This is a genomic window from Allosphingosinicella sp., assembly GCF_036402135.1.
In the GTDB taxonomy this organism is placed as follows: Bacteria; Pseudomonadota; Alphaproteobacteria; order Sphingomonadales; family Sphingomonadaceae; genus Allosphingosinicella.
On the sequence record NZ_DASWTN010000011.1, the window covers coordinates 1 to 12766 of the forward strand.

The following is a 12766-nucleotide window of genomic DNA, read 5'->3' on the forward strand; positions in this document are numbered from 1 at the left end:
ATGCTCGCCGGCGGAGACGCAGGTGTGCAGCGTCGAGATGTCGTAGTCAGCCATCATGCCGAGCATCGCCTTGTAGGCGGTCGGCGCCGTGGCAAGCGTGGTGACGTCGTGGCGCTGGACGGCGTCGAGCAGCGGCTTGGGGCCCGGAGTCTCGATCGTCACCGCGGCGCCGCCGAAGCGCCAGGGGAAGGTCAGCAGCATGCCGAGGCCGAAGGTGAAGGCGATCGGCGCCGAGCAGGCCCAGCGGCTCCCCGCCTCAGGCTTCAGCACATGGCGGGCGAAGCTGTCGGCGCTCGCGAGAATGTCGCGGTGATAATGGACGCAGCCTTTGGGCTTGCCGGTGGTGCCGGAGGTGAAGGCGATGAGCGCGACATCGTCGCGGTGCGTGGCGACAGGCGTGAAGCCGGGCGCGATACCTTTGAGCCGCGTCTCCAGCTCGCCCTTGCCGAAATCGCCGTCGTAGCGGAGCAGCGACCGCACCGTTCCGGCCTGCTCCGCGCCTTGTCGGTAGTCGCCGATGAAGCGGCTGTCGACGATGGCGTGGCTCACCTGCGCCCGCTCTAGGATGGTCGCGATCTCCCCCGGGCGCAGGATCGGCATGGTGGCGACGACGACGCCGCCCGCTTTCAGCACGCCCAGCCAACAGGCGAACAGCATCGCATTGTTCGGCCCGCGGAGCAGCACGCGGTTGCCGGGCACCAGCCCCTCCTCCTCGACCAGCAGGCGGGCGATGCGGTCGGAGAGATCCCGCATCTCGCCATAGGTCCAGCGGCCATTGTCGTTGACGATGGCCAGCGCATCCGGATCGCCTTTCTCGACCAGCTCGACGGCGGCGTTCAGCTGCTCCGGATATTGAAGCTCCGGCAGGTCGAACAGGAATTCGGGCTGCGCCTCCGGCGGGGGCAATCTGTCGCGCACGAAGCTGTCGTAGGTCATTCCGGCACCACGGCTGTCGTCTCGATTTCAATAAGCGCGCTCGGCTCCACCAGCGCGGAGACTTCCACCACCGCCATTGCGGGGAAATGCCTGCCGATGATCTCGCGATAGACCGCACCGATCTCGCCGATCCGGCTGACATATTCGTCTCGGCGGGTCACATACCAGGTCATGCGGACGATATGCTCGGGTCCGGCGCCGTCCTCGGCAAGGATGGCCAGCGTGTTGCGCAACACCTGCGCCAGCTGGCCCGGCAGGTCCTCGGAGACGAACTGCTCGCGCTCGTCCCAGCCTACCACGCCGGCGGTAAATATCATGCGTCCGCGCGCCGAGATGCCGTTGGAATAACCTCTCGGCCGCGGCCAGCCAGGCGGGAGCAGCGCCTTCATGCCGAATAGCTCGCGAGATGATGGCGCGCGATAATCACCTTCTGCACCTCCGAGGCCCCCTCGTAGATGCGGAGCGCGCGGATTTCGCGGTAGAGGCTTTCGACCGGAACCCCGCGCGTAACGCCGAGCCCGCCGAACATCTGCACCGCCTTGTCGATCACGCTCTGCGCGCTGTCGGTGGCGTGGAGCTTGGCGAGCGCCGCCTCGCGGCTATTGCGCTGCCCCTTCACGTCGCGCAGCCACGCCGCGCGATAGATGAGGAGCGCTGAGGTTTCGGCGTCCAGCACCATCTCAGCGAGCTTCGACTGCGTGATCGGATTGTCGGCGAGCATGCCGTTCCCAAGCTTCCGTGTCAGCGCCCGCTTCGTCGCCTCGTCCAGCGCGCGCTTGGCGAAGCCGAGGGCGGCGGCGCCGACCGTCGTGCGGAAAACGTCGAGCGTGGCCATCGCCTGGGCGAAACCGCTGCCCTGTTCGCCTAGCAAAGCGGATGCAGGAAGCTGCATGTTCGAGAAGCGCAAGGTGGCGAGTGGGTGCGGCGCGAGGACATCTATGCGTTCGCTATCGTCCAGCCCCTCCGTCTCGCGATCCAGGATGAAGGCAGAGATGCCCTTCGACCCCGGCGCCTCACCGGTGCGGGCGAACAGGATGTAATAATCGGCGATGCCGCCGTTCGAGATATAGGTCTTGGCACCATTGACGGTGTAGCCGTCCGCACTCTCGTCTGCCGTGGTTTCGAGGGAGGCTACGTCCGATCCGGAACCCGGTTCGGTCAGTGCGAAGGCGGCGATTTTCTCGCCGCGCGCGACGGCGGGCAAATATCCATGCTTCTGCTCTTCGGAGCCGAACAAGGTGATGGTGCCGGAGCCGAGTCCCTGCATAGCGAAGGCGAAATCGGCGAGGCCGCTATGCCGCGCCAGCGTTTCGCGGATCAGCGCCAGCGACCGGACATCGAGCCTTTCGTGGACGCCGCCATAGGCTTCCGGAACGCAGTAGCGAAGCCAGCCGCCCTCCCCTAGCTTCCGCACCAGCGTGCGGCATTCCGCATCGACGTCCTCGCCGTGACTCTCAGGCAACTCCGACCCGCACCATTCCTCAAGCGCTTCAACGAGCCTCCGATGGCTGTCGCCGAAGAAGGGCCAGTCGAGGAAGGAGCGATCCGCCATTAGTCGCCTTTGAACTCCGGCGCCCGCTTCGCAGCGAAGGCTTCGAAGGCGCGGCGGAAGTCGTTCGTCGCCATGCAGATCGCCTGCGCCTGCGCTTCCATTTCGATGGCGGTTTCGAGGCTCACCGCCCATTCGTTGTTGAGCTGCGTCTTTGTGATTCCGTGTGCAAACGTGGGGCCGCCTGCAAGGCTGCGCGCCAGTGCCGCCGCCTCCTCCTCCAGCCGGTCCTGCGGCACCAGGCGATTGTAAAAGCCCCAGCGCTCGCCCTCCTCGGCCGTCATCACGCGGCCGGTGAAGAGCAGCTCCGACGCCCGCCCCTGTCCGATGATGCGCGGCAGGATCGCGCAGGCGCCCATGTCGCATCCAGCAAGGCCGACACGGGTGAAGAGGAAGGCAGTTTTCGTCTCCGGCGTCGCAATCCGCATATCGGACGCCATCGCCACAATCGCTCCCGCGCCGACGCAGACGCCGTCCAAGGCTGCGACGATCGGCTGCGGACAGCCGCGCATCGCCTTGACGAGATCCCCCGTCATCCGGGTAAACTTGAGCAGGCCCGGCATGTCCATTTGGGTGAGCGGCCCGATAATCTCATGCACATCCCCGCCTGAGCTGAAATTACCGCCCGCGCCGGCGACCACCACCGCCTTCACCTCCGGCACGTAGACGAGCTGCCGGAACGTATCGCGAAGCTCGGCATAGCTTTCAAAGGTGAGCGGGTTCTTCCGCTCCGGCCGGTTGAGCGTGACGGTAGCGACGCCGTCCGCGAAGCTCCATTTGAAATGCTGCGGCTGAAAGCGTTCCGGATTCACATCGTCTCTCCACCCGCCACCGCGATCGCCTGACCCGTCATCGAACCATTTTCGGGCAGACAAAGCCAGAGCACCGCGCTCGCCACCTCTTCCGGCTGGATGAGGCGGCCCTGCGGATTGAAAGCGCTGAGTTCCGTGCGCGCCTCCTCCTCCGTGCGGTTCGTCTTCGCACGGATGGTGGCGATTGCGTCCCTCACCATCTCGGTTTCCGTGAAGCCGGGGCAGACCGCGTTCACCGTCAGGTTCTTCTTCGCGTACTCGACCGCAAGGGCGCGGGTTAGGCCGATGGCGCCATGCTTCGCCGCGACATAAGGCGCAGTGTAAGCATAGCCCTTGAGGCCGGCGACCGACGCCACATTGACGATGCGGCCATGCTCCGCCGCGAGAAGGTCGGGCAGCGCCGCCTGTGAGCAATGCAGCAACGCGTCGAGATTGACGGCCAGCGTGCTCCGCCAATTCTCTTCCGTCACCTTGCCGAACGGCGCGCTTTCCGCCGCACCGGCATTGTTTACGAGGATCGTGATCGGCCCCTGCGCCTCCCGCGCAAGCGCGAAGGCTGCGTCCACCTGCGTCCGGACGGTCACATCCGCGGGAGCAACGAGCGCGTCGAAATTGCCGGATGCCACCTCTTCCAGCTTCTCGCGCCGCCGCCCGATCAGGGTGAGCTTCGCCCCCTCCGCAGCAAGAGCACGCGCGACAGCGGCGCCGATGCCGGTGCCACCCCCGGTCACCACCGCATGCGCACCGGCGAGCTTCATGCCTTGAGCTCCGCTTCCCGCGCGAGGTTGCGGGCGAGCTGGGTCATGCCGCCGAGGTAAGGCGGCGGCACCGCGATGCCGCGATAATCCTGTGCGGCGGCGGCGCGGAGCGTCCACATCGGATCGACGAGGTGCGGCCGCGCCAGCGCCACGAGATCGGCGCGGCCGGCGGCCAGGATCGAGTTCACATGATCGGTCTCGTAGATGTTGCCGACTGCCATGGTGGAAACGCGCGCCTCGTTCCTTATCTGGTCGGCAAACGGCGTCTGGAACATGCGTCCATAGACGGGCTTGCAGTCGGCCCAGGTCTGGCCCGCCGACACGTCGATCAGATCCGCGCCTGCTTCCGTGAAGGCTTCTGCGATCTTCACCGCCTCGTCCGGCGTGACGCCCATCTCGCCCATCCAGTCGTTGGCAGAGATGCGCACCGACATCGGCTTTTCGGCTGGCCAGGCGGCGCGCATGGCGGCGAAGACTTCGAGTGGATAGCGGAGGCGGTTTTCGAGGCTGCCGCCATATTCGTCGGTGCGCCTGTTCTGCAACGGCGTGATGAAGCCCGATAGAAGATAGCCGTGGGCGCAGTGAAGCTCGACCATGTCGAAGCCAGCCTCGACCGCCATGAGTGTCGCGGCGACGAACTGATCCCGCACCTCGTCCATATCTTCCCGCGTCATCGGCCGCGGCTTCTGGTTTTCAGCGGACCAAGGCACGTCGGATGCGGCAATCAGCGGCCAATTGCCGCTGTCGAGCGGCACGTCGTAGCCTTCCCAGCCGACGCGCGTTGAACCCTTCGCGCCTGAATGGCCGAGCTGCAGGCATATTTTCGCCTTGCTGTTGGCGTGGACGAAATCGACGATCCGCTTCCATGCCTCAACATGTTCGGGCGCGTACATGCCGGTACAGCCGGGTGTGATCCGCGCGGTGGGCGAGACGCAGGTCATCTCCGTAAAGACGAGACCGGCTCCGCCGTGCGCGCGAGTGCCGTAATGGACGAGATGGAAGTCGTTTGGCGTTCCGTCCTGCGCGGAATACATCGCCATGGGCGAAACGACTACGCGGTTCGCAAGCTTCATGTCGCGTAAGGCGTAAGGCGCGAACATGGGCGGCGCAGGGTCGTTCACCGGCACGCCCAGCGCCTTGGACTGGAACCAGCGCTCGACGCTTTCCAGCCAAGGCTTGTCGCGAAGGCGGAGATTCTCGTGGCTGACGCGCTGCGACCGCGTGAGCAGGGAATAAGTGAACTGGATCGGCTCGAAATGGAGATAGCGGTCCAAAGTCTCGAACCATTCGGTGGAGTTACGGGCGCTGTTCTGGAGCTTCAGCACCTCGACGTTCCGCTCCTCCTGATACTCGATCAGCGCAGCTTCCCGGGAGAGGCCGGGCCGGTTCAGCACCTCGGCCAGCTTGATCGCATCCTCGAGCGCCAGCTTGGTCCCGGACCCGATCGAGAAGTGGGCGGTGTGCGCAGAATCGCCGAGCAGGATGAGGTTCTCATGGCTCCAGCCGTTGCAGATGATGCGGCGGAAGTTGAGCCACGCCTCCGGTCCCCTGAGATGCGCCGCATTAGACATGAGGCCGTTGCCGTCCAGATATTTTGCGAAGATCTTCTCGCAGAGCGCGATTGCCTCCGCCTGGTCCATCCGGTCGAGACCGAGCCGCGCCCATGTGTGGGGCGCCATCTCGACGATGAAGGTCGAAAGACCGTCATCGAACCGATAGGCATGCGCCCACACCCAACCCGCCTCCGTCTCTTCGAACGCGAAGGTGAAGGCGTCGAACACCTTGTTCGTGCCGAACCAGAAGAATTTGTTCTTCCGCACCTGAATGTCGACGCCGAAATGCTCCTCATACCGGGTGCGGATGCGGCTGTTGGCGCCGTCCGCCGCAATGACGAGGTCGTAACCGGACCAGTCGGAAAGATCGGCGCTTGCCTCATGCTCGAAGTGAAGCCTTACCCCAAGCTCCCGCGCCCGCTCCTGCAGGATGTTGAGGAGGCGCTTCCGCCCGATGCCGATGAATCCGTGCCCGGTGGAGCGGATGCACTCGCCATGGATGTGGACGTCAATATCGTCCCAATGCGCGAACTCGTCCCGAATGACCGCGCCCGACACCGGATCGTTCGCCATCAGGTTTTCGACTGTCTGGTCGGAGAAAACGACGCCCCAGCCGAACGTGTCGTCCGGCCGGTTCCGCTCATAGAGGTCGATGTCGTGCGAGGGGTCCCGCAGCTTCATCGAAATTGCGAAATAGAGCCCGGCCGGTCCCCCGCCGAGGCACGCGATCCGCATCCGCCTCTCCTCTCCCCCTCGGCCTAAATCGCCAGAGGGAGTGAGGCAAGCGATGCTTGTTGCAGGTGCTCGCGGCGGCGACTAGGTTTGGCCCGCATCAAACATTAGGGGGTTTCGATGGCGAAGATACTCGGCAATTTCCATCTGGCACTGGTGATCGGCGTCGTGCTGCTCCTCGTCGCCATGTTCGGCCTGCATGGCGACGCCATGGACGGCGCTTACTGGACGCAGTGGCTGCGCTTCCTTCACACCTTTGCAGGCGTCCTGTGGATCGGCCTCCTTTATTACTTCAATTTCGTCCAGATCCCGACCATGCCGAAGGTGCCGGCGGAGCTTAAGCCGGGCGTTTCCAAATATATCGCGCCTGCCGCGCTCTTCTGGTTCCGATGGGCGGCGCTCGCGACGGTGATCCTCGGTCTCCTCGTCGCGGAAACGTCGCAGGGCGGCTATGTGGCCCGCGCACTGTCGCTGACCGAAGGCTATCGCACGATCGGTATCGGCATGTGGCTCGGCCTCATCATGGCGGCGAACGTCTGGTTCATCATCTGGCCGAACCAGAAGCGGGCGCTCGGCATCGTTCCCGCGGATGACGACCGGAAGGCGCGGTCCGCCACCACAGCGATGATAGCGTCGCGGACGAACCTCATCCTGTCAATCCCGATGCTCTACGCGATGATCACCCAGTCGCACGTCGGCGGCTGAACCCGCTCAATCACGGGCATTTGAAAGCCGCTCCGGGTCCTCTTGGAGCGGCTTTTCTTTCAGGCTCTCGAGGCGGCGGCTGGCACCATCTTCCAGCGCGGCAGGGTCATCCGGAAAACGGCGCCCCCGGTGGGGGCGTTCTCCGCCCAGAGCTGGCCCCCATGGGCTTCCACGATCGTCCGGCTGATCGACAGGCCCATGCCCATGCCTTCGGGCTTATTCGTCTGGAAGGAGGAGAAGAGCTTCGCCTTCATGTCCTCCGAAATCCCGGGGCCGGTATCGGCGACGCTGATCTCCACCAGCGCCGACGAGGTGGCGATCGCCTTGATGCTGACGTCACGCGTGTCACTGCCCTTCATCGCTTCGACGGCATTCCGCACGAGGTTGATCAGCACCTGCTGGATCTGAACGCCATCGACATTCACCCATTCCGCGCGGCGTTCGACATCGACATGGCATTGAACGCCCGGGGTATCGGTGCCGGATAAAGTATGCTCGCATGCCCCCTTGATAAGGGTGCGCAGCTCCTGTGGCTTCGTTTCCACTTCGCCGCGGAAGACGAGCGATCGAATTCGCCGCACGATCTCGGCGGTGCGCTCCGCGGTCTCTTCGGCCGACAGCAGGGCATCGCGCGCGGCGGCGATATTTTTCTCGCCGCCCTTGTCGATCAAACGGCGGCTGCCGTGTACATAGTTGGAAAGAGCAGCAAGCGGCTGGTTGATCTCGTGCGCCAGCGTCGATGCCATAGTGCCCATTGCATTGATGCGGGAGACGTGGATGAGGTCCGCCTGCACGCGCTGCAGCGCCTTCTCCACCTCCCGCTGCTGGTCCTCGCGCTGCCGGAACTCCCGGTTACGCTGATTGAGCGCTTTGGCGAGCAGCTCCTTCTCCTGCGCGACCTTTAGCTGCGCCTCGGCATTGCCGAACAGATGGAGTGCAATGTCGATGAACACCTTGGTGGCCAGCAGCGCGACAACGGCGAGACCCCAATAATAAGGTTCGCCCGTGAGGAGCAGCGCCACCGCTACCGGAATGAGGATGGCAACGATTTTGCCGGCCGTGATGTGGGGGCGGTAATGGTGGCGGATATTGGTGGAAGTCGCTCCGAGAACGAGGAGCAGCATCATCATATGCGCCATCACGTCACCAGTGATGAGGAGTCCACGCGCCGCCATCAAACCGATGCCGAGGCTGATCAGGAGGCTGTGCACTTCGAACTCATGCTCAACCACCCGCACTTCGGGAGCGGGTCGCTCCTGCAGGCGCATCTCGGCGTACCGGCGGGAGCGGGGTACAAGCAGGAGAATACCGAGCGCGGTGAGGCCGGTGAGGATGGCGAGAGGCAGATCCCATGCCCGCATCGCCCCTAAGCCGCCGAGCAGGCCGACCAGCAAAGCTTCGCCATATTTGATCGAGCCCGACGCTCGGAAGAGCTGCCCGACCAAGGCCGTGTAAACGACCGGCGACATCGTCCGCCAGCTGCCCGGCTTCAGCGGTTCAGGAAAGCGGCGGATCAAGGCGGAGCGTCCTCGTGAACGATATCCCGGTAGCCCTCAGCGGGGCCCGGTTGCAGTCCTCATTAGAGCTTTAGACGCCGATCGTGAAGTTAGGGTTTATGGTTTTGAACCAGCTGCGCCAGCATTTCTCCGCCGACGGGGGCGCTGATTGCGGTCTGGATGTCGATTGATCCACAAGCCTGGATCGCGGCAAGGTCGCCCGGAAGACCAAGATAGAAGCCCTGCAGATAATCGCAGCCGAGAAGCTGAAGCACGCTCGTTTGCCAGGCATTTTCGATACCTTCCGCAACCACTTCCATGTGGAGGCTGTGGCCGAGGTCGATAATCGCCCGCATCAGCTGCGTTGACTGCGAACGGGCGCCGAGATGCCGAAGGAACGATCGGTCGATCTTCATCCCGTCGAAGGCGAAATTCTGAAGATAGCTGAGGCTTGAAAATCCGGTCCCGAAATCGTCGAGGATAACCTGGACGCCCATCTCCCGAAGCTGCCGAAGCGTGGCGCGCGCGGCTTCGGTATGCTTGATCAGCACGCCTTCCGTGATTTCGATCTTCAAAAGGTCCGGCGAAACTCCCGCCGACAGGAGGCTGTCGGCGACAAGGTGGGCGAAGCCCCGACTACGAAACTGCACCGGTGAAATGTTGACGGCGATAGGAATGCTGGCGAGTTCGCGTGCCGCTTCCAGCGCACCGCGTAGCGCAAAGGCGCTGATCTCGACGATCTGTCCCGCTTCCTCGGCGACCGGAATGAACTGGGACGGCGGTACGTCGCCGCGTTCCGGATGCGCCCAGCGAAGCAGCGCTTCGGCGCTTGCGATGCGACCGCTCCGGGCATCGAAGATCGGCTGAAGAACCACACGCAACTCATTCTGCTCGAGCGCTCGTTCAAGGTCGCTCCGGAGCGCGCGCTTCAGTCTTCCGGCTTCGTCCATGAACGGCTCGAAGCAGCGATAGCATAGACGGGATTCGCCCTTTGCCCGATAGAGGGCGACATCTGCGCGCCTGAGCAATTCCTCGGAACTAAACTCGCCTGCTTCGCCGATCGCGATGCCGACGCTGACGCCGATGAAGATCACATCGTCCTTGGCGGTAAGCGGTCGCCGGACAGCCTCAATCATCCGCTCCGCAACCTGCTCGGCGCGAGATTTGACGTCGTCGTCCTGCAGTATGAGCGCGAACTCGTCGCCGCCTATGCGTGCGAGCAGATCATCCTTCCGGAGCACCTCCTTGAAGCGGGTGGAAACCTCTTCGAGCAGTTCGTCACCGGCGCTGTGGCCGAGGCTGTCATTCACTTCCTTGAAATGATCGAGATCGGCGTAAAGCACCGCAATCTCTTTACCGCTGCCCCTATCGGCTCCGCTCAGAGCTTCATTCAGAAAGGCATGGAAGGCCGCGCGGTTCGGAAGACCCGTCAGTGGATCCTGGAGTGCGGCCGATGAGGAAAAGAGCTCACGCCGCCGCGACTCTCTGAGGAGCACCCGCGCTCGAATCTGGATGAGGATACAGGCTGCGACCACCGCGGCGAGACCCGCAGCGCCCAAAGTCGTCCGAGCCCATTCCGACAGATGCAGAAGCCAGGCGGCCAGGAGAACGGCGCCGGCGAATCCGAGCAAGCCGGCAAGCGCGGGCGTGATGAGCCGAACATCGCTCGTTCCTTCCAGTCTCTTCAAAGCGCCCCCCACGAGCAGTCTTAAAGCGTCGCCAGCTTGCGCGCGGCCGCGACGATGGAGTCGAGGCAGACCTCGCGAAGGCGGGCGTCGGTCTGCGCCTCGTCCGTTTTCAGCCAGGCCGTCCAGCGGAGAATGTCCGAAAGGGCCGCCGAACAATCTTGCCGAACATTATCGTCCTGCTCGGACTGGCGCGCCATCAGCGCCCGGGTGCGGTGGGCAAGCTCGTCTTCAAGGTCCCGGTTGATCTCGGCAAGCGCAGTAAGCGCATTCTTACGCTCGAGCTGTGCTGTCACCCGCGCTGTGACGATCGAGAAGTTTAGTGGCTTCTGGATATAGTCATTGGCACCGGCATTGAGCGCCGTCACGATTGACGATCCCTCGTCCCGCGCCGTGCACATGATGATCGGCAGCTGGTTCGCGTCATAATGTTCGCGGATCGCTGTGAGAACGTCGATGCCCGACAGGCCCGGCATCATCCAGTCGAGCAGGATAAGGTCTGGCGGATCCGTCGACACGCGGGAGATCGCCTGGACGCCGTCCTCCACGCACTCCGTTTCAAACCCGGCACGGGCCAGATTGCGGGAGAGGATAACCCGGTTGTCCTCGACATCGTCGACGACAAGTACTCGGCCAGGAACGCCCCGGTTGATCGCGGAATGGATCATGATGCCATCCTGATCATAAGCTCCTGCAGTAGCTCGCGCGGCGAGGAGACACCTTTCGAGTGCACCGTGCATCCCGCAGCGAGCAGCCGCTCATGCTCGTCAATTGAGAAGGAGCGGGCGGAGAAGACTACCACCGGCACCTTGCTGAGACTTGGATCGGCCGCAAGTTCGGAGAGCATCTCGAACCCATTCATGCGGGGCATCGCGAGGTCGAGCACGATAACGGCGGGCATGCGTTCCCGCGCCATTTGGAGACCCTGCTCGCCGTCGAAGGCTCGGCGCACATCAAGCCCTATACCTCGCGCGGTCCGCTCGACAATGTCGCCTGCATCTTCATCGTCGTCGACGACCAAGACTTCGCCGTCGACGGAGGCGTGGAGCACCTCCAGCGCCTTGGTAAGCTCCTCCTGACTAGTCGGCTTCGTTAGATATTCGCTCGCCCCGGCGACGATGCCGCGCCGCCGATCATCGTCGACGGTAACGACGATGACAGGAATGCCGCAAAGCCCCTCGTCCTTCTTCAACCGGTCGAGCACGGTCCAGCCAGAGCTACGCGGCATATGGATGTCGAGGATAATGAGGTCCGGCTTGATCTTTCGCGCCGCATCGAAGCCTGGGTCGCCGTCCGCCGCGGCAACGACGCCATAGTCCATGCGCTCAAGCCAACGGCTGAAGAGATCGACCGCAGAGGGATCGTCGTCGATGATGAGCGCGACTTTCTTTCCCGCCTGAATACTGTCCGGAAAACCAAGCTCCAGCGGCGGCGCAAGCGGAAATTCCTCGCCGGCTGCCTCGCGTGGAAGGATCAGGCGGAATATCGATCCCGCGCCTGGTTCGCTGGTAACGCTGATGTCGCCGCCCATCAGACGTGCGAGCGAGCGGGTTATGGCAAGGCCGAGGCCGGTTCCGCCATAACGCCGTGTCGTCGAGGCGTCCCCTTGAACGAAAGTGTTGAAGAGGCGCGCCTGCTGCGCGTCGCTCATGCCGATTCCCGTGTCGCACACCTCGAAAACGATGGCCTCGGCGCCCGCGAGGCTGCCGCTTCGGACGCGTAGCGTGACTTCGCCATGCTCAGTGAATTTAAGTGCATTGCTCAGAAGGTTGAGCAAGCATTGGCGCGTGCGCGTCACATCGCCGGACATCATACGCGGCGCGTCCTCCAGCCGCACGTTCAGCGAAACGTTCGGCGATGGCGAAGGACCGAGCGTGCTCAAGGTCTCTTCAATGAACGGACGAATGTCGATCAGCGACGTTTCAAGTTCTATCCGTCCAGCTTCGATCTTCGAAAGGTCGAGGATTTCGTTGATCAGGCTGAGAAGATGGCGCGCGGCCCGGAGAATGCGCGAAAGGTCCTCAACCTCCGTAGCCCGCCCTTCAGCGCTTGCATCGTCTAAAAGCAGGGTCGCGTAGCCAATGACGGCGTTAAGCGGCGTGCGTAACTCGTGGCTCATATTGGCGATGAACTGCGACTTCGCCTGGCTTGCAGCCTCGGCCTGATCGCGGGCGTCTGCAAGCTGCTCCATCAGATCGACCTGATCTGCATGGCGGCCCTGAAGATGTTCCAGCAAGCTGTTGACTGCCGCGACCACATGGTCCGTCTGCGGCCGGCCGGTCGATTGTACGCGGAGGTCGAAGCGGTTCGTCTGCCGAACATGGTCAATGAGGTTCACGAGCTGATCCACCCCCGCACCGGGCCGCTTCTGCCCGAGCAGGAGCGAAGCCGCGGCCGCGGCCGCTGCAAAGAGGCCTGACACCAGGGCGCCTGCAAGTAGCGAGACGGGCGCAAACAGGTAGAAGGCACCGAACGACACGGTAAAGGCGAGCGCCGCTGAAAGCGGACGCAACGCCCCAGCGTTCATGCTAAAGCGGCTT

Annotated in this window: 11 protein-coding genes; 1 reads left to right on the forward strand and 10 read right to left on the reverse strand. The window is 63.6% G+C overall.

Annotation, left to right across the window (positions count from 1 at the left end; all coding sequences use genetic code 11):
* The 6 genes from VGD10_RS03715 to VGD10_RS03740 all read right to left on the reverse strand — a co-directional run.
* Nucleotides 1–936, reverse strand: a 936-nt coding sequence (locus VGD10_RS03715; RefSeq protein WP_331039451.1) for an AMP-binding protein, incomplete at its 3' end; no start/stop codon positions are given.
* Entirely contained in the window at nucleotides 933–1325 is a 393-nt protein-coding gene (locus VGD10_RS03720; RefSeq protein WP_331039452.1) for a RidA family protein, read from the reverse strand. The genes VGD10_RS03720 and VGD10_RS03715, both read right to left, overlap by 4 nt.
* Nucleotides 1322–2488, reverse strand: coding sequence for an acyl-CoA dehydrogenase family protein (locus tag VGD10_RS03725; protein WP_331039453.1), 1167 nt, complete (start codon nucleotides 2486–2488; stop codon nucleotides 1322–1324). Before VGD10_RS03725 ends, VGD10_RS03720 begins: the two co-directional genes overlap by 4 nt.
* Nucleotides 2488–3297 carry an enoyl-CoA hydratase family protein gene (locus VGD10_RS03730; protein WP_331039454.1) on the reverse strand — a complete coding sequence of 270 codons (810 nt, stop codon included), beginning with the start codon at nucleotides 3295–3297 and terminating at the stop codon, nucleotides 2488–2490. Before VGD10_RS03730 ends, VGD10_RS03725 begins: the two co-directional genes overlap by 1 nt.
* Nucleotides 3294–4055 (reverse strand): SDR family oxidoreductase, encoded by a 762-nt coding sequence (locus tag VGD10_RS03735; protein ID WP_331039455.1) that lies wholly within the window; start codon nucleotides 4053–4055, stop codon nucleotides 3294–3296. The genes VGD10_RS03730 and VGD10_RS03735 overlap by 4 nt, the downstream gene beginning before the upstream one ends.
* Nucleotides 4052–6343 carry a bifunctional salicylyl-CoA 5-hydroxylase/oxidoreductase gene (locus VGD10_RS03740; RefSeq protein ID WP_331039456.1) on the reverse strand — a complete coding sequence of 764 codons (2292 nt, stop codon included), beginning with the start codon at nucleotides 6341–6343 and terminating at the stop codon, nucleotides 4052–4054. The genes VGD10_RS03735 and VGD10_RS03740 overlap by 4 nt, the downstream gene beginning before the upstream one ends.
* Before the next feature lie 117 nt (nucleotides 6344–6460).
* On the opposite strand from VGD10_RS03740, the gene VGD10_RS03745 reads away from it, so the two are divergent.
* Nucleotides 6461–7045, forward strand: coding sequence for a urate hydroxylase PuuD (locus VGD10_RS03745; RefSeq protein ID WP_331039457.1), 585 nt, complete (start codon nucleotides 6461–6463; stop codon nucleotides 7043–7045).
* A gap of 59 nt (nucleotides 7046–7104) precedes the next feature.
* Here the strand turns inward: VGD10_RS03745 and VGD10_RS03750 are convergent, their stop codons facing one another.
* From VGD10_RS03750 to VGD10_RS03765, 4 genes are all read right to left on the reverse strand, one after another.
* The gene (locus VGD10_RS03750) at nucleotides 7105–8562 is read right to left on the reverse strand and encodes a sensor histidine kinase (protein WP_331039458.1); all 1458 of its coding nucleotides are present in this window, start codon (nucleotides 8560–8562) and stop codon (nucleotides 7105–7107) included.
* 89 nt (nucleotides 8563–8651) lie between these two features.
* Entirely contained in the window at nucleotides 8652–10229 is a 1578-nt protein-coding gene (locus tag VGD10_RS03755) for a putative bifunctional diguanylate cyclase/phosphodiesterase (protein ID WP_331039459.1), read from the reverse strand.
* Between the two features lie 20 nt (nucleotides 10230–10249).
* Nucleotides 10250–10894, reverse strand: coding sequence for a response regulator (locus VGD10_RS03760; protein WP_331039460.1), 645 nt, complete (start codon nucleotides 10892–10894; stop codon nucleotides 10250–10252).
* Nucleotides 10891–12753: a hybrid sensor histidine kinase/response regulator gene (locus VGD10_RS03765; protein WP_331039461.1), complete on the reverse strand. Its 1863-nt coding sequence runs from the start codon at nucleotides 12751–12753 to the stop codon at nucleotides 10891–10893. The genes VGD10_RS03760 and VGD10_RS03765 overlap by 4 nt, the downstream gene beginning before the upstream one ends.
* Nucleotides 12754–12766: the final 13 nt, after the last annotated feature.